This is a genomic window from Streptomyces sp. NPDC005898 (assembly GCF_040629635.1).
Taxonomy (GTDB): Bacteria; Actinomycetota; Actinomycetes; order Streptomycetales; family Streptomycetaceae; genus Streptomyces.
On sequence record NZ_JBEXWC010000040.1, the window covers coordinates 1 to 18006 of the forward strand.

An 18006-nucleotide genomic window follows, 5' to 3' on the forward strand; every position below is an offset into this window, starting at 1 on the left:
TGGAACAGTGCGCCTAAAGGGGCAAATAAAAAACTGCTGGTCAGAACAGGGTTACGGCGTCGGCGCGGTCGTTGACCTCGGTCGGCTCGTCCTTGCGGGCGACGACCTCGCCCATGATCGGGGCCCACGGGTCCGGCTCGAACACCGGATGTACCTCGACCCGCGTCTCGATCCAGCGCGACCCTTCCGTACGGATGTCGTGGCACACGACGCGCCGTACCAGCTGCCGAAGAAGTGCGTTCTTCTCGATCGGCTGCATGTGCTCCCACGCCTCGACCAGGCCGAGCATCAGGGGTACGAACTCCTCGCGGGTCGGCGTCGCCTCGGCCTCCCCCAGTTCGGCCATGGCCTTGATGATCGTCCCCCGCTGTCCGGCGAACTGGTCGCGCACGCGCGCGAAGCTGTCCGCCGGGTACTTCTCCGGGTTCATGGCGTTGTCCATGACCAACCGGTCGAGGGCGCCCTCAACCTTGGTCAACTCGACTTGCAGCCGGGCCCGCTCGCGCTGCGCGCGGGCGCGCGGGTCCTCGACCAGCTCGCCCCGTTGCGCGGGCACGGACGGCGTGGCGTCGATGCCCGGCGCGGCCTCGCGCTTGAGCCACGTCAACACCTCGCCCTCGACGAACTCGCGCTTCACGCTGATGCCCTTGGGGCAGTCAATCCGGTTCGCGTACTTGTGTCGGCTGCACACCAGGAGATGCCCGCGCAGCTGCTCGCCGTGGCTGGTGTACGACGCGGCGCTCATGTGGAACCGGCAGTACCCGTGACGGAGCAGGCCGGTAAGGGGATAGGTCGCCTTCCGGGCGCGCGGGGGCGTCGACTTGATCAGCTTCCGGTGTTCCTTGTACGCCTCCCACTGGTCGGGGGTGATGATGCGCGGCTGTGCGCCGGGCAGGTAGATGAACCGGTTGTCGGGGCAGCTGCTCTTGGTGCCGCTGCTGTACCCGCACGGGCACGTCTTGTCGTGCGTGCGGAGGAGACCGGCGGCGAACCCTGAGTCGAGGTACCGCGAGACGCTGCTCACGCCCCACGCCTTCCCGCGCATGGTGGGGATGACCAACTCTTCGTTGAGCCAGTGCGCCAGGGAGTTGAAGCCGTCGTGTTCCTCGATCTTGCGCTCGTACAGTTCCTCAACCACTGACGCGTGGTCGGGGTGCAGCGCGTACCGCTCCTGTTGCAGCCGGATGCCGTCCGGCGCGGTGGGGTCCGGGATGCGCCGCCGGTGCCAGATGTACCCGAACCGCGGGCGGCCGGTCGCGGGCAGCTTGGCGGCGAGCCGGTGCTCGTGTGTCTCCTTCCACTGCTCGCCGGCGCGGTCGCTCTCGAACGCGGCGAACTCCATGTACATGCCGCGTGCCAGTCGGCCGATGGCGGTCGAGGCGTCGATCGGTTCGGTTGCCGATTCGAGCAGGCCGCCGACGGCCTCGACGCGGGCGAGGTTGGCAGCGTTGCCGGTCCGGTTGCGTCCGAACCTGCTGTAGCGCCACACCGCGATGCCGCGCACCTCGCGGCGCTCGATGCGCTCGATGCCGCCCATGATCTTGCGTTTGAAGTGGCGGCCGGACTCGTCGAGGTCGATGATCCAGTCGACTATGCGGCGGCCGGTGCGCTCGGCCCACTGCTCGATGGCAGTGCGTTGCAGTTCGGGGCTGATCTTCTCCTCTTTCCACGTCGACACGCGGATATAGCCGATCCACGGCTCGCCGGCGTGCGCCGAGCCGTGGAACGTGGTTGGGATGTCGGGAAGGGTCATACGATCTTCCGTTCGTCGTGGTCGTGCCGGACGAGTCGCAGCGGGCGCACGTTGCTGGGGGCAACGGTGCCCGTGGTTTCCTCGGCGGCGCGGTCGTCGTTGGTGGTGGCGCGGTCGTCGATGGCCTCGACGTGCGTCCCACCGTCCGTCGGTGCGGGTTTCCTGCTGAGCAGGCCCTTAGCGACGTGTTCGAGGGCGAGGCGGTAGCCGGCTTCGTGGGCGTCGGCGACCTGGTCCTCTACGGCGTCGTGGGCGCGCTGCGTCTGCCAGTAGCAGAGTGGGGGGAGGCTGGCGAATGCCAGCAGGATTCCGGCGCGGGACATGTCGCCCCCGTCCTGGAAGATTCCGAGCAGGCCGATGACGATGCCGGCTACGAGAATCGCGACAGTGGGGGCGTACATCCTGCGGCCGTTCAACGGTGCCTCCGTGCGTTTAGTGCTCTGCGAGTCGTTCCTCGCCTGTGTCGGGGGGTGGCTGTTGCAGCGTCTCCGCCATGGACACAAAGACGGCACGCTTAGTCGGTTCTGTGATGTTGAGGGCCGTCGCTGCCTGCTCGGGAGTCATCGCGTTGGGGCCGGTCTCCGGCTCCTGTATGGCGATCAGGTCGTCGCGGTCGACGATGCCCGCGCGGAGCAGGACCGTGCCCAGGGTGATGCCGAGTTGGTCGGCGAGCCGGGCGAGTACGTCCATGTCCGTGACTCGCTTGCCGTCGAGCAGCCGGCCGACGGTTGATGGGCTAATGCCCGAGTCTTCGGCGAAGCGGCTTTTGCCCCCGCTGCGCGCCCCCGATAGGTCGTAGCCCCTGGCCGTCAGCTGCTCGTGAAGCCAGTCGGCGAACTGCTGGGCGCGGTCGGTCTCGCCGCGCTTTCTGTTTTTCATGGGTGAAATGTAGCGCGTAGCTGTCTCGCGCGATACATAGCGTTCCAGCCTTGGCGCGCCGTCGCACCACCCCACCCCCTTGCAGCGCGAGCACAGGCCGTGACCTGCCCTCTTGCCTCGAACGTACGTCCGATTCTGTATCGGACGTACCCCCCTGTCAACGCCATAACACCCACCGTCACAGGCCGTGACACCCTGCCCTAACTTTCACTCCTGAAAGATAGGTGTTACTTTCTGTCCAGACAGGCATCCTGTCTGACCGGAAAGGAACGGCCCATGTACGACCGTGCGCACCTTGTGGCAGTTGCCACCGACAAAGGCGACCGGCATTACACAGACCTCGCAGCCCGGCTGAAAGTTGCCCCCGTAACGGCGTGGCGTTTGTGGACCGGCAAGACCGCGCCGAGTGCCCGCCTCGCCGCCGCCGTACAGGACGAGTACGGCATCCCCGCCTCTCGCCTGCTGAAACTGCGCGAGCCGAGCACCCAGGCTGCCGCATGACCGGCCCCTCGACCGTCATCCCGCGCGAGGTCGCGTTCGCCAACGCGCGGCGTGTTCTCGACCGTGCCCTCGACCGGATCGCCCGCGACCGCGCCGCCGGTCGCCTCGCGCCCGAGGCCGAACTCGCCCTACGCCGCGCCGAGCGTGCGCACCGCACCCAGCAGGCCGAGCAGGACGCCCCCAACCGCGCCGCCGCCTGAACGACGAAAGGCCGCCCGGTCGCGACCCGGACGGCCCTCCCCGACCGAACCCCGAGAGGCACCGATCGTGAACACCGCCCAGTGTACCGCCCGCCCCCGCGCCGCCGAGGCCGTCGAGGGCGCCCTCGCCGCACGGAAGCGACTCGCCCTGACCGGCGTACTCGCCCGGCAGCTCGAACAGATCGCCCCCGGTACCGCCCGAGTGCGAATCGTCCCCGTGAGCACCGACCGCGACGGCGAGCAGCGCGTCGCGATGTGGGTCGCCCTCGACGACGCCCTCGGCCTGCCGCTCAAGGCCGACCGGCTCGCGCACCGCGCCGCCCTCGGCCTGCTGCGCCGGGCGTTCCCCGCCGCCGACTGGACCCGCGCGCACGCCTACGACGCAGCGACGGGCGACCTCGCCCTCGACGCGCCGACCCTGCCCGAGGAGCTGCACCGATGATCCGCCCCCAGTTGTCCGCCGACGGCCTCGCCGTCCGCCTGCCGATCGCCGCCCGCGCCGAGCACCTGCTCGACGACCTCGCCCTCGCGTACGCCGAGGACCCCGGCACCCTCGGCGCCCTGCTCGCCCACCACGGCGAGAACGTCGCCGCCCTCGACCGAGCGATCTACGGGCACGACGTGCCCGAGTACGAGCGGGCGATGCGCGCCGCCGCCGCCGACGCGAGCCGCGAGGGACTGGCCGCCGAGGCCCCGATCGCCGCCGACCTCGACGACCTGCTCGACCCCGATTCGGCGATCACCCTCGCCGGCCGTATCACCCGCCTCGCCGGTCGCATCCGGCACAGCACGACCAGGAGCCCGCGCCCGTGACCGTCACCCAGCTGCACCCGAACCAGCCCGCCCCGGCCCCCGTGGCCGTCGAGGGTGCCCCGTCCATCCGGACGGCGTACGAGCCCGCGCCGCCCGGGTCGCCCGCCGACGCCCCGCGCGTGTTCCAGGTCATCCACGGCGTGATGCAAGACGTGATGCCGGTCAGCAAGGACAAGCAGAACACGCAGCAGAACTACAGCTTCCGGGGTGTCGACGACGCCATGTCGGCCATGGCGGGCCCGATGCGGAACCACGGCTGTTTCATCGCGCCCGAGGTCGTCGAGCACCGGCAGCGCCCGCGCGGCGAGAAGGGCACGCACACGGTCCTCAAGATGCTGTACCGCATCTACGGGCCCGCCGGCGACTGCCTGCTCGTGACCCTGCCCGGCGAAGCCATGGACAGCGGCGACAAGAGCACCAACAAGGCCATGAGCGCCGCCCTCAAGTACATGTTGTTCTGGGTGTTCATGATCCCGGTCGACTCCCGGTCGATCGACGACAGCGACCAGGACACCGCGCCGAGCGCCGCGCCGCAGCAGCGCCAGCAGGGCGGGCAGCGCCAGCAGCAGCGCCGGGGCGGGCAGCAGCAGCGCCAGCAGGGCGGGCAGCAGCCGCGCCGCAGCAACCGCGCCGAGGCGGGCCCGTGGGAGCAGCAGGCCCCCGCTCAGCAGCAGCGCCAGCAGCGCCCCGACTACCTCGCCCAGGCCCGGAAGGCGCAGAACCCCGAGGCGTTCGCGAAGGTGCGCGCCGCCGCCGTCGCGGCGGGGGCCCCGCCCGAGTTCGTCGCCCAGCTGGACCAGGTCGACGCCGCGAAGAGGCAGGCCGCCCAGAAGTCGCAGCAGGCGCCCGCCGGTCACCAGCAGCCGCGCCCGCAGCAGGTGAACGAGGAGCAGGCCGCCGCCGTGGGCGAGCTGTTCGACGCCGCCCGCAGCGCGGGCGTGACCGACCGCGCCGAGGTCGAGCAGCTGTTCAGCTCGAAGTACGGCCGCACGTCGGCCGAGGGCACCGTCGAGCAGCTGCGCGAGATGCGCGACGACCTGCTCGATGCCGCGAAGGCGGCGAGCGCATGAGCGAGCCGACGTTCGACGACCCGATCGCCCAGCACCACTACGACACGATCACGGAAGCGCTCGGCGTGCAGCGGCTCAAGGTCGAGGCCGACGCCGCCGCCGGTCGCGAGCCGACGTTCGGCGAGCAGCCGCTCGACGCCGAGCCCGCCGTCGCGCAGCCGGCCGAGTCGCTGCGTGACCTTGCCACCGAGGCCGCCGTGTTGAAGCTGCTCGCCGAGCGGGTGGCCGCCGCGCAGAAGGACGTGAAGGCGCGCACACAGCGGGCCCTCGACGCCGCCGAGAAGCGCGACGGGACCGAGCGCGTCGTCGCGTCCCTGCCGACCGGCGAGCAGGTCGCCACGATCTCGCTGCGCAAGGGCGAGACGGGGCCGGTCGTCACCGACGAGGAAGCCCTCGCCCGGTGGGTCCGGAAGCAGTGGCCCGACGAGGAGTGGACCACGACGCGGATCGTGCGCGAGGTCAAGCCGTGGAAGCTCGCGGAACTGCTCGCCGAGATGGACGCCGCCGAGGCCGCGAAGCTGGTCGACAAGACCACGGGCGAAGTGCTCGACGTGCCCGGCGTCGTCATCAAGCCGACCAGGGCGAGGACGTACGCGATCACGTGGCGCAAGGGCGGGAAGGACACGACCGCCGAGGCGTGGCGTTCCGGTGCCCTCGCGCAGCAGCTCGCCGCGATCACGGCGGGGGGCGAGGCCGCATGACGCGCACCCTCGACCGCGCCGAGCAGCTGATCGCCGAGCGGTTCACCGACGTGCCCGGACAGCTCGCCCTCGACGTGTCCGACGGGTTGCGGATCGGTTCCCTGTGCAGCGGATACGGCGGCCTCGACATGGCCGTCATGAACCTGCTCGGCGCAACCGTGGCGTGGCACTGCCAGTACGACCCCGACGACAAGCACCAGTACGCCGCGCGCATCCTCGCGCACCACTGGCCGGACGTGCCCAACCACGGCGACGTGACGGCCGTCGACTGGTCGGCCGTCGAGCCGGTCGACATCCTGTGCGCCGGTTTCCCGTGCCAAGACGTGAGCCTCGCCGGCAAGCGGGCGGGCGTCATCGGCGACACGGTCGTACCCGCGGGCGCCCTGCTCTGCGGCAACTGCCGGTGGGGCGACCACGACCACGCGACGTGTGAGGCCGCCTCGCCGTCCGGTGCCGTGCCGTCGCGCCTGTCCGGCATGGCCGCCGCCGCCGCGGTTGCCGAACTCAACGCCCGCGACCTCGCCGACCCGGCGGGCCCGCCGCCCGAGCGCGTGATCAGGGGCACCAGGTCCGGCCTGTGGTTCCACGTGGCCCGCGCGATAGCCATCCTCCGACCCCGATTGGTAGTGATCGAGAATGTTCGCGGACTCCTCTCCGCCAAGGCCGTTCGCAGTCTGGGACTCGACGGCGCGCCTGTGGATGAGGACGGCGGAGACGCCGACACTCTTCGAGCTGTCGGCGCCGTTCTCGGCGACTTGGCCGACCTCGGGTTCGATGCGGAATGGCACGTGCAGCGCGCATCCGAAGTCGGGGCCCCGCACCAGCGTGAGCGCGTTTTCATCATCGCGTGGCCTGCTGCCGACGCCGACCACGAGCGAGTGGAACGGGCCGGGCGCCCCGGACGGGAACCGCAACGACACGTTGCGGGCGCGCATCGCGCAGCTGCCGACGCCCAGGGCGAGGGACAGCAAGGGCGTGGGGTTCGAGGACGGCCTACCGGCGGTCGTGCGGCTGCTCAAGACACCAACGGCTCAACTCGCGGTGAACGGGGGGTCGCAGCACCCGGAGAAGAGGAAGCGGGGCGGGCACGGTCCGACGCTCGCGGACGAGGTGGAGCACCTGTTGCCGACGCCGACGGCCGCCGACTCGCGCGGGTCGAGGAACCGGCGGGAGGACGGGACGCCGTACGGGCAGGGGTACGGGGAGACGTTGACGGACGCCGCGCCGCTGCTGCCGACGCCGAGGGCGAGCGACACGGGGACGCCGGGACGCCGGTCGAGCGAGGGGTTTCGGCCGCCGCTGTCGGAGGTCGTGTTGCCGATGTTCCCGACGCCGAGGGCGAGCGACGGCACCAAGGCGAGCCCGAACCAGAAGTACGGGGACGGGACGCCGACACTGGCGAACGCGGCGGCCTCGATTGGGGGACCTACGCGCCCGCCGTCGAGCGGTGGGAAGCGGCGACGGGCCGACCGGCACCCCGGCCAACTGACGATCGAGGCCGCCTGACCGCCGAGTTCGTCGAGTGGATGATGGGTCTCCCCCACGGCCACGTGACGGGCGTACCGGGCCTGTCCCGCCCGGCCCAGCTCAAGGCGTTGGGGAACGGCGTCGTGCCCCAGCAGGCCGCCCACGCGATCCGGTTCCTGCTGCACCGCGCCGGAATCGCCGAGCGGTTCGGCCTCGCCGCATGAGCCCCGCCGAGCCCCCGCCGCCGCCCGCGTGCGACCACGGCAACCCCCGATGCGGCGCGCGGCCGGTCCGCCCGTACGTGTGCGGGTGGCGATGCGAGGAGCACCAGCCCGCCCGGACCCGCCCGTACTTCCAGCGCCAGCGCGCCCAGTGAACGCCCCGGGGCGAGGACGAGCCGACCGGCCCCTCGCCCCGGGTGCCCCATCCCCGACAGGAGCACCACCCCCGTGACCTGGTTCAAAGTCGACGACACGGCGCACACGAACCCGAAGCTACTCAAGGCCGGTAACGCCGCCCTCGGCCTGTGGGTCCGCGCGGGCGCGTACGCCGCGCAGCACCTCACCGAGGGCGTGATACCGGGTGTCGTCGCCCAGCTGTACGGCACCGCGCCCCAGGCCCGGAAGCTGGTCGCGTCCGGCCTGTGGCACGCCCACGGTCACAGCTGCGACCGGTGCCAGCAGCCGCCCGCCGGCGACTACGTGATGCACGACTTCCTGACCTACAACCCGACCCGCGCGCGCGTCGAGGACGACCGCGCCGCCGCCGCCGAGCGCCAGAAGCGGGCACGCGAAAGGGCCGCCGAGCAGCGGAACCAGGAGCGTAATCCGCGCGATTCGTCGGCGAATCGTCCGCGAATCGACGACGATCCGTCGGGCGAAAATCGCGAACCGCTCGCGAATCAGATCGAGTTTCCCGACGACATCGCAGGTCAGGGCCACGGGTCACACCGTGACGGCGAGGAACAGTCACGGTCCCCCCGACCCGACCCGACCCGTCCCGCTGTACCTCCTACGGAGGTACAGCAAGCTAGCTACGCCTCGACCCCGGCCGTGCCCCCGAACGTCGTCCCCTTGCGCGACGCGCTCACCGCCGCCGGGATCGTCGTCGAGTGGTCCCTCGAAACGGCCGAGTGGTTCCGCCTTGAGGCGATCGTCGCGAGGACATCCGTCGCCGCCCTGGTCGAGCACGCCCGCGGGCAGTTCGGCCGCGCCCGCTCCCGCCCGCGCTCCGTCCGGTACTTCCTGCCCGGCTGGACCGCGCTCCCGCCCGTCCCCGACGGCGCCCCGACCTCGCCCGGTGCCGACGTGATCCCCCTCGATGCCGCCCGCCCCGGCCGTGTCGCCCGCGCCGCCGACATGTTCGCCGCCGCCCTCAACCCCCAGGAGAACGCCCGATGATGGTCGAAGAAGTGGCCGCGCTGCTCGCCTACGCCGTGCGCCTCGACCCCCGCCTCGCCCCCGCCGACCAGGCCGAGGCCGACGAACGCCTCGACCAGTGGTTCGACCTGCTCGCCGACGTGCCGACGACGGCCCCGCACCCCGACGGCCGCGACTGGCACGCCGGGCACGTCGTCCGCCACCACATCGCGACCAGCCCGTACCGCATCCAGCCGAGCGACGTTTCGCGCCCGTGGCACGCATTCAAGGCCGACGTACTCGGCCGCCACACCGACCCCGTGCCGCCGGTCGACCCCGACGACCAGACCGCGTACCGCGCCGCCCTCGCCGACACCCGGACCGCCATAGCCACCGGACAGGCCGCCCCGTCGGTGTACCGCGAACTGACCGGCGGAAGCACCCGCGACGAGCGGAACGAGTTCGCCGCCGCCCGCCTCGCCGCCCTCGGCGCCGACTACATGCCGCGCACCGTCGCCGACGCCCTCGCCGACTTCCGCAAGACGCGAGCCGAGCGCGAGCGCCGCGCCGCCGACGGCCTGCCCGACCCTCTCGACGTGACGTGCCCGTACGTGACGTGCCGCGCCCGGCCCGGCCAGCCGTGCCAGCAGGGCGGGAAGCGCCGCCGGGACCGCACCGAGCCGCACCCGTCCCGCCTCGACCTCGCCACCGCCCAGCACTACGCCCCGAGGGAGCCGGCCGCATGAACCGGAACAAGAAGCACCCCGAGCGCGCCGCGCACCGCCGCCGCGCCAAGGCGAGCGACCGCACGAAGAACACGGCCGGGTTCCGGATCACCGGATCGTGGGACCAGCGGCCCGACCGGCCCGCCGTGAAGCCGACCAGCGACCGCAAGGCCGCCCGGCGCATCGCGCGCGACATGGCCGACCAGGGGGCGTACGTGATCGTCGAGGAGCACCACGGGTACGGCCGCTGGTCGACGTGGTTCGAGGTCGACGGGCCCGCCCGGCTCGCCGAACGCCTCGCCGCCGAGGCCGAGGCCCGCGCCCGCGCCGAGGAGCAGCGCCGCGCCGCCGAGCAGGCCGCCGCCGCCCGCCGCGCCGCCGCCGAGCAGGCCGAGCGCGACCTTGACGCCCTCGCCCGCATGATGGTGCGCCCGCCGGTCGCCCGCGAGCAGTGCGGACGACGCGAGGCACGGCACGTGACCGGCGCGCAGCGATGATGCCCGACGCGGCCCTCGCCGCCATCCGTGCCGCCGTCGAGGTCGCCCACGGCAACGGCCTACAGGACGCCGAGGACGTGGCCGAGGCCGTCGCCGGCGAACTCACGGCCGTGGGGTGGACGCTCACCCTCGACGAGCCCGAGAGCGACGCCCAGGCCGCCGCATAGCCGCAGAACAGGGGGGCGTTTCCCCATGACCGGCGCGCCCCCCTGTCTGCTAGCTTTCTGTCCAGACAGATAGCCTGTCTGTCTGGCAAGGCCACTACATCCCGACGGAGGTACATCCATGGAACGGCCCTCCCCGGCCGCCCGGTTCGCCGCGAAGGTGAACCCCGCGGGCCCCTGGTCACTCCGCCGGGACTGCCCCGGCCCCTGCCACCTGTGGGACGGCGCCCAGAACGAGAAGGGTTACGGGACCTTTTGGGTCGCCGGCCGCACCGTCAAAGCCCACCGCTACGCCTACGAGCAGGCACTCGGTCCGATACCCGCCGGCCTTGAGGTCGACCACCGGTGCCGCCGCCGTGAGTGCGTCGCCCCCGGCCACCTTGAGGCCGTCACGCACCGCGTGAACGTGCTCCGCTCGACCAACCACGTCGCGCAGCGAGCCGCGGTCACGCACTGCCCCGCCGGTCACCCCTACGACCAGGCGAACACCATCCGCGCGAAGGACGGAACGCGGAAGTGCCGGGCGTGCAAGAACGCCGCCGCCCGAGCCGCCCGAGCCCGCGCCCGCGAGGGCCGCCTCGCCCCCGTCGCGCCCCTACGCCCCCGCACCGCCCGCACCCTCGAAAGGGCCGCATAACCATGAGTGGCGACACCGTCATCACGTTCACGGGCAACCTGGTTGCCGACCCCGAACTCAGGTTCACGCCCGGCGGCGCCGCCGTCGCCAACTTCCGCATGGCCAACACCCCCCGCAAGTTCAACCGCCAGACGAACGAGTGGGAAGACGGCGAGCCGGTGTTCCTCGGCGTGGCCGTGTGGCGCCAGCAGGCCGAGCACGTCGCCGAGTCCATCAAGCGCGGCGACCGCGTGATCGTCGTCGGCCGCCTCACCCAACGCCAGTACGAAGCCACCGACGGCAGCAAGCGCAGCAGCTACGAGATACAGGCCGACGAGGTCGCGCCGTCGCTGCTCCGCGCAACCGCGGCTGTCACCAAGGCGACCGGCAACGCCCAGCGAGGCCAGCAGCCCGCCCAGCAGGCGTACGGACAGCAGTCGTACGGCCAGCAGCAGGGGTACGGCCAGCAGCCCCAGGGCGACCCGTGGGCGACCCAGGGAAGCCCCGAGCCCCCGTTCTAAGGCACCCCGTCCGGGCCGCGCGTCCGGACGCGGGCCCTCCCGCGCGCGTGAGCACCACCTCGACCCCCTCGGACCCGAGACAGGAGCACAACCCCATGAGCCGTATCCCCGACGCCGTCGCGTTCGCCTCGCTCGACACTCACCGCCTGATCGTCACCGTGCCGAACGAGGGACCGGCCGACGTGGCGTGCAACCTCCCCCGCCCCGTGGCCGCCGACATCCTGCGACAGCTCGCCAACTCCCTTGAGGGGCCCGCCGGAGCGTGCGACACGGCGTACGCGACCGGCGCACCGTGCCCCCTTCACGACGCCCCCGTACCGCGCCCCGCCGGTCTCGACGCCCTGCTCGCCGCCGTCGCCGACCAGCTGCCCGCCGACGACCCCGACCTCGCCGCCCTCGGCCTCGCCGCCATGGCCACGCCCGAGCAGGCGCAGCAGCCGGCGACGGATTGGGTCGCCGACGTACGGAGCGCCCTCGCGTTCAACGCCAAGGCCAGTCACCCCGTGGTCATCACGCTGCGCGACGTGCTGCTCGACGACGCCCGCCGGTCGCCCGAGCAGGCCCTCGCCGCCGCCCTGGTCCTGCTCGCCGCGCACACGCGCGAGCTGTCCGCCCTCGCCCGCCGCGACGCCGACGAGTACCGCGACGAGCACGGGGTCAACCGCAGCACGCGCGGCCTGCTCACCGGCATGGACCACACGCGGAAGCTGCTCGACCGGCACGCGACCGGCCTCGACGCACAGGTCACCGAGTGAGCGGCACGGCGTGGGGGGTCGCCGTCGCCCTGCTGCTCGCGTCCGGGGTACCCCTCGGCCGGTGGGCGTGCCGACGCGACCCCGGCCCCCTCGCCCGCCCGTGCATGGCCCGCGGGCAGGGGTGGCGCTACTACGCCCACCGCGCCGGGCTGCTGCCCTCCCCGAGCCTGCTCTACCTCGGCGTGCCGTTCGGGACCGCCCGACAGCGCCGCCGCCGCGCCGACCGCGCCCTCGCCCGCCTCGCGCGCGGCGAGGGCCGGGCCTGCCCCCAGAGCTGCACCACATGCCGAGTGCTCACCGCACGTACCGAGGAGAACGACCGATGACCAGCACCGAGCCGCGCCGCCGGCGGCACTCCCGCACCAGGGGACGCGACCACGAGCGCAGCGACCGGCGGGCCGGTCTCGACATCCTGCTCGCCCGCGCCGACCGAGGCCGCCTCTCCCGCACCGAGGCCGCCCTGTTGCGCGAGTACGTCACCGAGGAGCAGCGCACCGCCGACGAGTCGCGCAAGGCGAACGCCGGGTCGACGCGCGCCCTCGACCGGCACCGCGCCGCCGCCGAGGCCGCCATCGTCGAGGCCGAGCAGCGCGCCGCCCAGGCCGAGGAGATAGCCCGCGCCGCGCACCAGTGCAGCAACGACGCCGAGCGCCACCGTGCCGCCGCCGAGCGCACCCTCGACCGCGTGCGCGACCTCGCACACCGGATGCGCGCCGGTTCCCCCATGGGCGCCGCCGCCGTCTACGCCGAGCGCATCGAGCAGGCCCTCGACGGCGACCGCGACGCCCTCGACGCCGGGCAGACCGCCATGCACGCAGCGTTCGCCGAGGCCGCCGAATCGACCGAGGCCCGCCTCGCCGAGCAGAAGCGCGACCACGACATCGCGCTCGCCACCGTCGAGGAGCGGGCCCGCCGCCTCGGCGCCGCCATGCAAGGCACCGTGGACCACTACCGGGAGCAGGCCAGGGCCGCCGAGCGGCTGCTCGCCGCCGTCCGGGCCGCCCTGCCCGACGAGCCCCGGCCGCGCCTCGGCCTGCCGAACGACCTCGCGTACGCCAACGGCCGCCACGACCTCGCCGAGCGCATCCGGTACGCCCTCGACCCGGCCACGGCATGACCGAGCAGCGACCGGCCACGCCGCCGGACATCGACCCCGAGCAGCTGCGTGCCGCCGTCGAGCAGCTGGGCAAGGCACTGCGCGCGTGGGCCGAGGCCGTCGCCCCGGCCGTGCGCGCCATGGCCCAGGCCCTCGCCCAGGCCGCCGAGGCCGCCCGCAACGCCCGACAGGACGACTACGCCCTCGCCCCGCCGCCGGTCGCACCGCGCGACCGCCCCGCGTGGCAGTCCCGATACGGGCCCGCCCACACCCGCCGTCGCAAGCACTGAGCACAGGAGCAGCCCCCATGACGACCCCCCTCGACCACACCGCGCCGCCGGTCGCCCGCCGCGCCGCCGTCGACCTCGCCGCCGTGCGCGAGCAGTGGGGCGACCTGCTCGCCGCGATCGGCCGCCGACCGGCCGCCGAGTGGCCGCCGCGCGACTCCCGCGCGTACATCGACGGACACCTCGCCGAGCAGGCCGACACCGTCGAGGACGAGCAGCCGGCGGCGACCGTCGGCCGGCTCCCCCTGCTGCTGCGCGAGCACCCGGCCCCGCTCAACCTCGACGCCCTCGACGCCGCGACCGAGGTCGAGCGCGAGCTGTTCGACCTCGCCGACGCAGTCGCCGAGTACGTGCAGCGCCCCATACGACCGGCGCGCGACAGCCGCGGCCGGTTCATCACGGACCAGGCCGACGCCGCCGACCCGGCCCGATGGCACTACCAGGCGCAGACCTCGGCCGGTAGCCGGGCGTTCGGTCTGCACTGGGCCGCCGTGTGGCTTGAGGGGCGGGCCCTCGACGAACCGGCGGGCGACCTGTTCGAGCCGATGCCGGTCCGCCTGCTCGACCACCTCGCGGCGACCGCGAGCCGGGCCCGCCGGGCCGTCGAGCGCGCCCTCGGCCGCGACGGCCGGTCGACGACCCTCGCCGAGCCGTGCCCGTGGTGCGGGGGGTGCCTGACCGGCCGGACCCGTCCGGGCGGCGAGCCGGTCGTCGTGTGCTCGACCGGCGCAGCGTGCACCGCGCCCGCCGACGGCCGCCGGTCCGGAGAGTGGCGGGGGGCCGACCTGGTCGCCCTGTGGGTCGCCCTCGCCGAGGCCCGGCAGCAGCCTGCCGCGTAGGGGCCGGGCCCAACGGGCCGGGGGTGCCGGGCAGTTGCTCGGCACCCCCTTTGTGATCCGACTTCTGAACCCACTTGTGAAGTCACTTCAGAAGTGGTTACAGTGCTCCCACAACAACACAACGGCGGCCCTCACCCGCCACACCAACCAAGGGAGCGACCCCCAATGAACGCCAGCAGCCGGACCCGCTACCACGTCGGCATGAACGAGATCGGCCTCGACCCCGAGTACCGGATCGAGTGCCTGCCTGACCTCGACGGCGCCCGCGCGTGGCTCACGGCCGACATCGAGAACACGGCCGAGGACGCCGAGGACGAGACCGAGTTCGACGCCCTGCTCGACAAGCTCGCCCAGCTGCCCGACGCCGAGATCGTCGGCGAGTGGACGTGTGACGCGTACGTGTTCTGGGTGCGCGCCGTCGAGGACTGCGCTTGCCCGTGCGACTGCGCCGAGACGGGCCGCGCCGACGAGTGCAACGGCACCCACAGCCGCGAGGCCGCGCCCGAGCCCACCCTCGGCGAGCCCGACGAGCAGGGCCGTTCCGCCTTCCAGATGCACGGCACCGAGTACCGAGTGTTCAACACGGCCAGCACGCCCCTTGACGGGTACTGGACCGTCGAGCGCGTCGCCGCCGACGGCTCGCAGCTGGGCCCGCGCGAGTACGTGTTCTGCGGCCAGCAGACCCGCGAGGGCGCGTTCGCCCGCGCCGTCGAGAAGCTGCGCCCGTACGGCGTGATCACCTTCCTGCCGCAGCGCTACCGCGACGTGTGCATGTCGCAGGAAGACCAGGACATGACCGAGTACCCCGAGGTGACGCGCGACGGGTGGGTCTGCGCGTGGTCGACCGCCGGATACGTCGTCGTGTTCGAGGACGGCACCGAGCGCGGCATCGTGTGGCCCGGACGCCCGATCGAGGCGCACATCACGGGCAAGGACGGCCGTTGGGTCGAGTTCGACGGCGAGTGGAAGTTCTGGGAGCAGGCCGCCGCCGCCGTCCGCGCCCACGTCATCGACAACCGCGCCTGACCGACCACCGAGGGGGCGCCCCGCGCGGGCGCCCCCAACCCCGAAGGGACACACGATGTTCGTCGAGTTCTTCCCTGTGGTCGTGACGGCGCTCCCCGCCGACGAGGATCACGCCCCCCTGCTGGTCGACCCCGCCGCCGCCCGCATCGTGCGCGCCGAGCAGATCGTCGAGGGCGACACCGTCCTCGCGTCGTTCGGGGCGTACGGGGCCCGGATGCCCGTCGCCGACTACTTCAACGACCAGTACACCGCCCGCCCCAAGCCGTACGACCCGACGTGCGGGTGTGGGTCGTGCGCCACGATGACCGACCACGAGGGGCCCGTCGTCGACCTCGGCGACGACAACCCGTGGGACGTGTGCGACCCGTGGCCCGCTGCTGACCTGGTCCTGATCGTCCCCGCCGCCTGACACCGCCGAAGGGGCCCGCCCACCGAGGGCGGGCCCCGCCAAGGGAGACACCCCCAGTGGAGACCTACGCAGTGCGCGGCGCCGCCCTCAAGACCACGGGCCACTACCGCCGCCCCGGAACCCGAGAGCTGTTCTGCGGTCGACCGGCGGGCGGGCGAAACGCGATCTTCGCCGCCGTGCGCGGGTGGCACCTGTGCAAGCGGTGCGTACGGGCCGAGGCCCGCGACCGCGCCGAGGCCGTCGCCGTCGCCGCCCAGTGGCGCACCGAGGCCCCGCTCGCCCCGCGCCCCACCGCCCCCGTGACGGCCCCTCTCCGCCCCGTACAGCTCGCCCTCGACGGCCTGCCCCACAAGCCCGAACAGGTCGCCCTGTTCGCCGCCTGACCGCCTCGCCCGCCCTCGCCCGAGGGCGGGCCCGACCACCGACAGGAGCACCACCACATGAGCACCAGCGACGCCCAGCAGCCCGGCCCGGACGAGGGCGAGCCGCTTTCGTCCGTCGAGACCAGCCGACGCGCGCGGCGCCACCGTGCGGCGATCGACCGGCCCGCCGCCGAGAAGTTCCGCGAGCAGCTGCTCGACCTGATCACGGAGCACGAGCGACAGGTCGTGGCCGAGCGTGCCCTCGCGGGCGACCCGAACCCGACCGACGCCGACCCCCTCGAATACGTCTACGAGATCGCCGAGCACTACGCCCAGAGCGAGGGGCGGCCGGGCTACCTCGCACAGCTCGCCGACGAACTCACCCTCGACGACGTGCGCGCGCTGCGCCTCGCCGGGGAGGCCGCCAAGGCAGCGACGCCGTTGGTCGTCTTGGCCGAGAGCAGCCGCGGCAAGGAGGTTCCGCAGATCGCGGGCGAGGTCGGCCTCACCGAGTCCAGGGTGTACGCGATTCTGCGCGAGCAGCGCGCCGCCGACCCCGACGGCCTCAACCGGTGGGATGCGTTCTGGACCATCGAGCGGCGCGACGACGGCGAGTGGCACGAACTGGCCGCGCAGAGCAGCAAGAGGAAGGACCGGCCCGACGTGCTCGCGCGGTACCTGCTCGCCCGTGAGCAGCACGAGCAGCCCGCCGGCGTGCAGTTGCGCGTACGTGTCTGGAAGTTCGGCACGAGCGACACGGCCCCGCCTCTCGCCGAGGTCACCACCGGCCAGCAGTAACCCCGCACGCAGAGCGGGCCCGCCCGGTTCCTCACAAACCGTATGGGCGGGCCCTAACCACCGAATTGGAGCGACCCCAACCGATGGCTACCAACAACCCTACCGACCGGCGACCGGCCAAGAAGTCGGGCCCGCCCGCAGCCGGCGACCGGCCGTCGCTGCGCATCGACGACGACCTCGCCGCCGACCTCGCCGAGATCATGCGCGTGCACCCCACGTTCGCCGACGCTGTCCGACAGGCCGTCGGACAGCTCGCGATGCAGTACCGGACCGCGTGGGCGAACAAGGTGTGCCCGCCGGACACTGCGCCGGTCCTGCTCGCCTACCAGCTGACCAACCCGGCGACGATGCGTCGGACACGGCCGGTCGGCCGACGGATGCCCCCGCCGCCGCCTGCTCAGCAGCTGCGCCCCCTGTTCGCCGAGACGCTGCTCGGCGGTCCGACGCCGCCCGTGCGTCCGGACGCGGAGCGCCCCGCGCGCGCGTGATCGTTCCGGGTTGCGCCGTTATCGGTTCGTGACCTAAAGTCGGGACCGACCTCGGCGTGCCCGGAAACGGACGCCCCACCCGAACGCCCCGCCGCAGCGCACACCAGCGGCGGGGCGTTCGCATGTCCGGGCGAGGGGGTGACCGCGCGTGGCTCGACCCATCGACGACAACGACCGCGAGCAGGTGCGCACCCTTCACGCCCAGGGCAAGAGCCGGAACCACATCGCGAAAGCGATCCGCCGGTCGCCCTCGACCGTTTCCAAGATCGCCGCCAAGTTCGATCCCCCGCTCACGTTCGACCGCGCGGGCGAGGTCGCGGTCGCCACCGAGGTACGCCGGGCCGACCTCGCCGCACGGCGGACCGCCCTCGCCCTCACCCTGCAATCCGACGCCGAGCAGCTGCGCGCGCAGTTGTGGGAGCCGTGCACCATCGGGGCGTTCGGCGGCAAGGACAACGTATGGAACGACACCAGGCTCGACCGGCCCACCTTCCAGGACCAACGCGCGATCCTCGCGGCGACCGGCACGGCGATTGAGAAGTCGCTCAAGCTCGCGCCGGTCGAGGGCGGCGAGGGCGTCGAGCAGGTCAAAAGCATGTTGGGAGCCCTCGGCGACGCTCTGACGCGCGCAGCCGGCGACGACGACGCCGACGACGACGGGGGCGCCGACGGGGGGTGAGC

Annotated in this window: 27 protein-coding genes; 24 read left to right on the top strand and 3 right to left on the bottom strand. The window is 73.0% G+C overall.

The annotated features are described in order from the left end of the window. Nucleotides 1-40: 40 nt before the first annotated feature. The 3 genes from ABZ385_RS31720 to ABZ385_RS31730 are packed head-to-tail and all read right to left on the bottom strand — an operon-like array spanning nucleotide 41 to nucleotide 2632. Complete coding sequence (locus tag ABZ385_RS31720) at nucleotides 41-1753, bottom strand: recombinase family protein (RefSeq protein ID WP_358914031.1); 1713 nt, start codon at nucleotides 1751-1753, stop codon at nucleotides 41-43. Further along, nucleotides 1750-2169: a hypothetical protein gene (locus tag ABZ385_RS31725; protein WP_358914032.1), complete on the bottom strand. Its 420-nt coding sequence runs from the start codon at nucleotides 2167-2169 to the stop codon at nucleotides 1750-1752. Before ABZ385_RS31725 ends, ABZ385_RS31720 begins: the two co-directional genes overlap by 4 nt. A 16-nt stretch (nucleotides 2170-2185) precedes the next feature. Then, nucleotides 2186-2632: a helix-turn-helix transcriptional regulator gene (locus tag ABZ385_RS31730; RefSeq protein ID WP_358914033.1), complete on the bottom strand. Its 447-nt coding sequence runs from the start codon at nucleotides 2630-2632 to the stop codon at nucleotides 2186-2188. Nucleotides 2633-2908: 276 nt separating this feature from the next. Between ABZ385_RS31730 and ABZ385_RS31735 the strand changes: the two genes are divergently transcribed. From ABZ385_RS31735 to ABZ385_RS31850, 24 genes are all read left to right on the top strand, one after another. Then, nucleotides 2909-3133, top strand: a complete 225-nt coding sequence (locus ABZ385_RS31735) for an XRE family transcriptional regulator (protein WP_358914034.1) — start codon at nucleotides 2909-2911, stop codon at nucleotides 3131-3133. Further along, nucleotides 3130-3333, top strand: coding sequence for a hypothetical protein (locus ABZ385_RS31740; RefSeq protein WP_358914035.1), 204 nt, complete (start codon nucleotides 3130-3132; stop codon nucleotides 3331-3333). The genes ABZ385_RS31735 and ABZ385_RS31740 overlap by 4 nt, the downstream gene beginning before the upstream one ends. Nucleotides 3334-3400: 67 nt before the next feature. Further along, nucleotides 3401-3775: a hypothetical protein gene (locus tag ABZ385_RS31745; protein ID WP_358914036.1), complete on the top strand. Its 375-nt coding sequence runs from the start codon at nucleotides 3401-3403 to the stop codon at nucleotides 3773-3775. Beyond that, on the top strand, nucleotides 3772-4146 hold the full coding sequence (locus ABZ385_RS31750; protein WP_358914037.1) for a hypothetical protein: 375 nt from the start codon (nucleotides 3772-3774) through the stop codon (nucleotides 4144-4146). The genes ABZ385_RS31745 and ABZ385_RS31750 overlap by 4 nt, the downstream gene beginning before the upstream one ends. Further along, nucleotides 4143-5216, top strand: coding sequence for an ERF family protein (locus tag ABZ385_RS31755; RefSeq protein ID WP_358914038.1), 1074 nt, complete (start codon nucleotides 4143-4145; stop codon nucleotides 5214-5216). The genes ABZ385_RS31750 and ABZ385_RS31755 overlap by 4 nt, the downstream gene beginning before the upstream one ends. Continuing rightward, a complete protein-coding gene (locus ABZ385_RS31760; RefSeq protein ID WP_358914039.1) occupies nucleotides 5213-5917 on the top strand; it encodes a hypothetical protein in 705 nt (234 codons plus the stop codon). The genes ABZ385_RS31755 and ABZ385_RS31760 overlap by 4 nt, the downstream gene beginning before the upstream one ends. Then, the gene (locus ABZ385_RS31765) at nucleotides 5914-7608 is read left to right on the top strand and encodes a DNA cytosine methyltransferase (protein ID WP_358914040.1); all 1695 of its coding nucleotides are present in this window, start codon (nucleotides 5914-5916) and stop codon (nucleotides 7606-7608) included. Before ABZ385_RS31760 ends, ABZ385_RS31765 begins: the two co-directional genes overlap by 4 nt. A gap of 225 nt (nucleotides 7609-7833) precedes the next feature. Next, the gene (locus ABZ385_RS31770; protein ID WP_358914041.1) at nucleotides 7834-8784 is read left to right on the top strand and encodes a mucin-2; all 951 of its coding nucleotides are present in this window, start codon (nucleotides 7834-7836) and stop codon (nucleotides 8782-8784) included. Beyond that, complete coding sequence (locus ABZ385_RS31775) at nucleotides 8781-9488, top strand: cell surface glycoprotein (RefSeq protein ID WP_358914042.1); 708 nt, start codon at nucleotides 8781-8783, stop codon at nucleotides 9486-9488. The genes ABZ385_RS31770 and ABZ385_RS31775 overlap by 4 nt, the downstream gene beginning before the upstream one ends. Beyond that, nucleotides 9485-9964, top strand: coding sequence for a hypothetical protein (locus ABZ385_RS31780; RefSeq protein WP_358914043.1), 480 nt, complete (start codon nucleotides 9485-9487; stop codon nucleotides 9962-9964). The genes ABZ385_RS31775 and ABZ385_RS31780 overlap by 4 nt, the downstream gene beginning before the upstream one ends. Then, nucleotides 9961-10131, top strand: coding sequence for a hypothetical protein (locus ABZ385_RS31785; protein WP_358914044.1), 171 nt, complete (start codon nucleotides 9961-9963; stop codon nucleotides 10129-10131). The genes ABZ385_RS31780 and ABZ385_RS31785 overlap by 4 nt, the downstream gene beginning before the upstream one ends. A gap of 118 nt (nucleotides 10132-10249) precedes the next feature. Then, nucleotides 10250-10765 carry an HNH endonuclease signature motif containing protein gene (locus ABZ385_RS31790; RefSeq protein ID WP_358914045.1) on the top strand — a complete coding sequence of 172 codons (516 nt, stop codon included), beginning with the start codon at nucleotides 10250-10252 and terminating at the stop codon, nucleotides 10763-10765. 2 nt (nucleotides 10766-10767) lie between these two features. Continuing rightward, nucleotides 10768-11265 (top strand): single-stranded DNA-binding protein, encoded by a 498-nt coding sequence (locus tag ABZ385_RS31795; RefSeq protein ID WP_358914046.1) that lies wholly within the window; start codon nucleotides 10768-10770, stop codon nucleotides 11263-11265. Nucleotides 11266-11360: 95 nt separating this feature from the next. Continuing rightward, nucleotides 11361-12020, top strand: a complete 660-nt coding sequence (locus ABZ385_RS31800; protein WP_358914047.1) for a hypothetical protein — start codon at nucleotides 11361-11363, stop codon at nucleotides 12018-12020. After that, nucleotides 12017-12346 carry a hypothetical protein gene (locus ABZ385_RS31805; protein WP_358914048.1) on the top strand — a complete coding sequence of 110 codons (330 nt, stop codon included), beginning with the start codon at nucleotides 12017-12019 and terminating at the stop codon, nucleotides 12344-12346. The genes ABZ385_RS31800 and ABZ385_RS31805 overlap by 4 nt, the downstream gene beginning before the upstream one ends. Beyond that, the gene (locus ABZ385_RS31810) at nucleotides 12343-13137 is read left to right on the top strand and encodes a hypothetical protein (protein WP_358914049.1); all 795 of its coding nucleotides are present in this window, start codon (nucleotides 12343-12345) and stop codon (nucleotides 13135-13137) included. Before ABZ385_RS31805 ends, ABZ385_RS31810 begins: the two co-directional genes overlap by 4 nt. Then, on the top strand, nucleotides 13134-13406 hold the full coding sequence (locus tag ABZ385_RS31815; RefSeq protein WP_358914050.1) for a hypothetical protein: 273 nt from the start codon (nucleotides 13134-13136) through the stop codon (nucleotides 13404-13406). Before ABZ385_RS31810 ends, ABZ385_RS31815 begins: the two co-directional genes overlap by 4 nt. A gap of 17 nt (nucleotides 13407-13423) precedes the next feature. Next, a complete protein-coding gene (locus ABZ385_RS31820; RefSeq protein WP_358914051.1) occupies nucleotides 13424-14242 on the top strand; it encodes a hypothetical protein in 819 nt (272 codons plus the stop codon). A 165-nt stretch (nucleotides 14243-14407) separates the two neighbouring features. Then, nucleotides 14408-15268, top strand: coding sequence for a hypothetical protein (locus ABZ385_RS31825; protein ID WP_358914052.1), 861 nt, complete (start codon nucleotides 14408-14410; stop codon nucleotides 15266-15268). A 55-nt stretch (nucleotides 15269-15323) separates the two neighbouring features. Further along, nucleotides 15324-15677: a hypothetical protein gene (locus ABZ385_RS31830; RefSeq protein WP_358914053.1), complete on the top strand. Its 354-nt coding sequence runs from the start codon at nucleotides 15324-15326 to the stop codon at nucleotides 15675-15677. A 56-nt stretch (nucleotides 15678-15733) separates the two neighbouring features. Further along, nucleotides 15734-16060, top strand: coding sequence for a hypothetical protein (locus tag ABZ385_RS31835; RefSeq protein ID WP_358914054.1), 327 nt, complete (start codon nucleotides 15734-15736; stop codon nucleotides 16058-16060). A gap of 57 nt (nucleotides 16061-16117) precedes the next feature. After that, on the top strand, nucleotides 16118-16837 hold the full coding sequence (locus ABZ385_RS31840) for a hypothetical protein (RefSeq protein WP_358914055.1): 720 nt from the start codon (nucleotides 16118-16120) through the stop codon (nucleotides 16835-16837). 83 nt (nucleotides 16838-16920) lie between these two features. Next, nucleotides 16921-17325 carry a hypothetical protein gene (locus tag ABZ385_RS31845; protein WP_358914056.1) on the top strand — a complete coding sequence of 135 codons (405 nt, stop codon included), beginning with the start codon at nucleotides 16921-16923 and terminating at the stop codon, nucleotides 17323-17325. Nucleotides 17326-17473: 148 nt separating this feature from the next. Then, a complete protein-coding gene (locus ABZ385_RS31850) occupies nucleotides 17474-18004 on the top strand; it encodes a helix-turn-helix domain-containing protein (RefSeq protein WP_358914057.1) in 531 nt (176 codons plus the stop codon). Nucleotides 18005-18006: the final 2 nt, after the last annotated feature.

Excerpts from the sequence above, each read along its gene's own strand:
- ABZ385_RS31840 (WP_358914055.1), top strand. The coding sequence starts at position 16,118 with ATGAGCACCAGCGACGCCCAGCAGCCCGGCCCGGACGAGGGCGAGCCG.
- ABZ385_RS31845 (WP_358914056.1), top strand. The coding sequence starts at position 16,921 with ATGGCTACCAACAACCCTACCGACCGGCGACCGGCCAAGAAGTCGGGC.
- ABZ385_RS31750 (WP_358914037.1), top strand. The coding sequence starts at position 3,772 with ATGATCCGCCCCCAGTTGTCCGCCGACGGCCTCGCCGTCCGCCTGCCG.
- ABZ385_RS31790 (WP_358914045.1), top strand. The coding sequence starts at position 10,250 with ATGGAACGGCCCTCCCCGGCCGCCCGGTTCGCCGCGAAGGTGAACCCC.
- ABZ385_RS31765 (WP_358914040.1), top strand. The coding sequence starts at position 5,914 with ATGACGCGCACCCTCGACCGCGCCGAGCAGCTGATCGCCGAGCGGTTC.
- ABZ385_RS31830 (WP_358914053.1), top strand. The coding sequence starts at position 15,324 with ATGTTCGTCGAGTTCTTCCCTGTGGTCGTGACGGCGCTCCCCGCCGAC.
- ABZ385_RS31810 (WP_358914049.1), top strand. The coding sequence starts at position 12,343 with ATGACCAGCACCGAGCCGCGCCGCCGGCGGCACTCCCGCACCAGGGGA.
- ABZ385_RS31760 (WP_358914039.1), top strand. The coding sequence starts at position 5,213 with ATGAGCGAGCCGACGTTCGACGACCCGATCGCCCAGCACCACTACGAC.
- ABZ385_RS31730 (WP_358914033.1), bottom strand. The coding sequence starts at position 2,632 with ATGAAAAACAGAAAGCGCGGCGAGACCGACCGCGCCCAGCAGTTCGCC.
- ABZ385_RS31800 (WP_358914047.1), top strand. The coding sequence starts at position 11,361 with ATGAGCCGTATCCCCGACGCCGTCGCGTTCGCCTCGCTCGACACTCAC.
- ABZ385_RS31785 (WP_358914044.1), top strand. The coding sequence starts at position 9,961 with ATGATGCCCGACGCGGCCCTCGCCGCCATCCGTGCCGCCGTCGAGGTC.
- ABZ385_RS31775 (WP_358914042.1), top strand. The coding sequence starts at position 8,781 with ATGATGGTCGAAGAAGTGGCCGCGCTGCTCGCCTACGCCGTGCGCCTC.
- ABZ385_RS31825 (WP_358914052.1), top strand. The coding sequence starts at position 14,408 with ATGAACGCCAGCAGCCGGACCCGCTACCACGTCGGCATGAACGAGATC.
- ABZ385_RS31795 (WP_358914046.1), top strand. The coding sequence starts at position 10,768 with ATGAGTGGCGACACCGTCATCACGTTCACGGGCAACCTGGTTGCCGAC.
- ABZ385_RS31780 (WP_358914043.1), top strand. The coding sequence starts at position 9,485 with ATGAACCGGAACAAGAAGCACCCCGAGCGCGCCGCGCACCGCCGCCGC.
- ABZ385_RS31815 (WP_358914050.1), top strand. The coding sequence starts at position 13,134 with ATGACCGAGCAGCGACCGGCCACGCCGCCGGACATCGACCCCGAGCAG.
- ABZ385_RS31735 (WP_358914034.1), top strand. The coding sequence starts at position 2,909 with ATGTACGACCGTGCGCACCTTGTGGCAGTTGCCACCGACAAAGGCGAC.
- ABZ385_RS31720 (WP_358914031.1), bottom strand. The coding sequence starts at position 1,753 with ATGACCCTTCCCGACATCCCAACCACGTTCCACGGCTCGGCGCACGCC.
- ABZ385_RS31740 (WP_358914035.1), top strand. The coding sequence starts at position 3,130 with ATGACCGGCCCCTCGACCGTCATCCCGCGCGAGGTCGCGTTCGCCAAC.
- ABZ385_RS31820 (WP_358914051.1), top strand. The coding sequence starts at position 13,424 with ATGACGACCCCCCTCGACCACACCGCGCCGCCGGTCGCCCGCCGCGCC.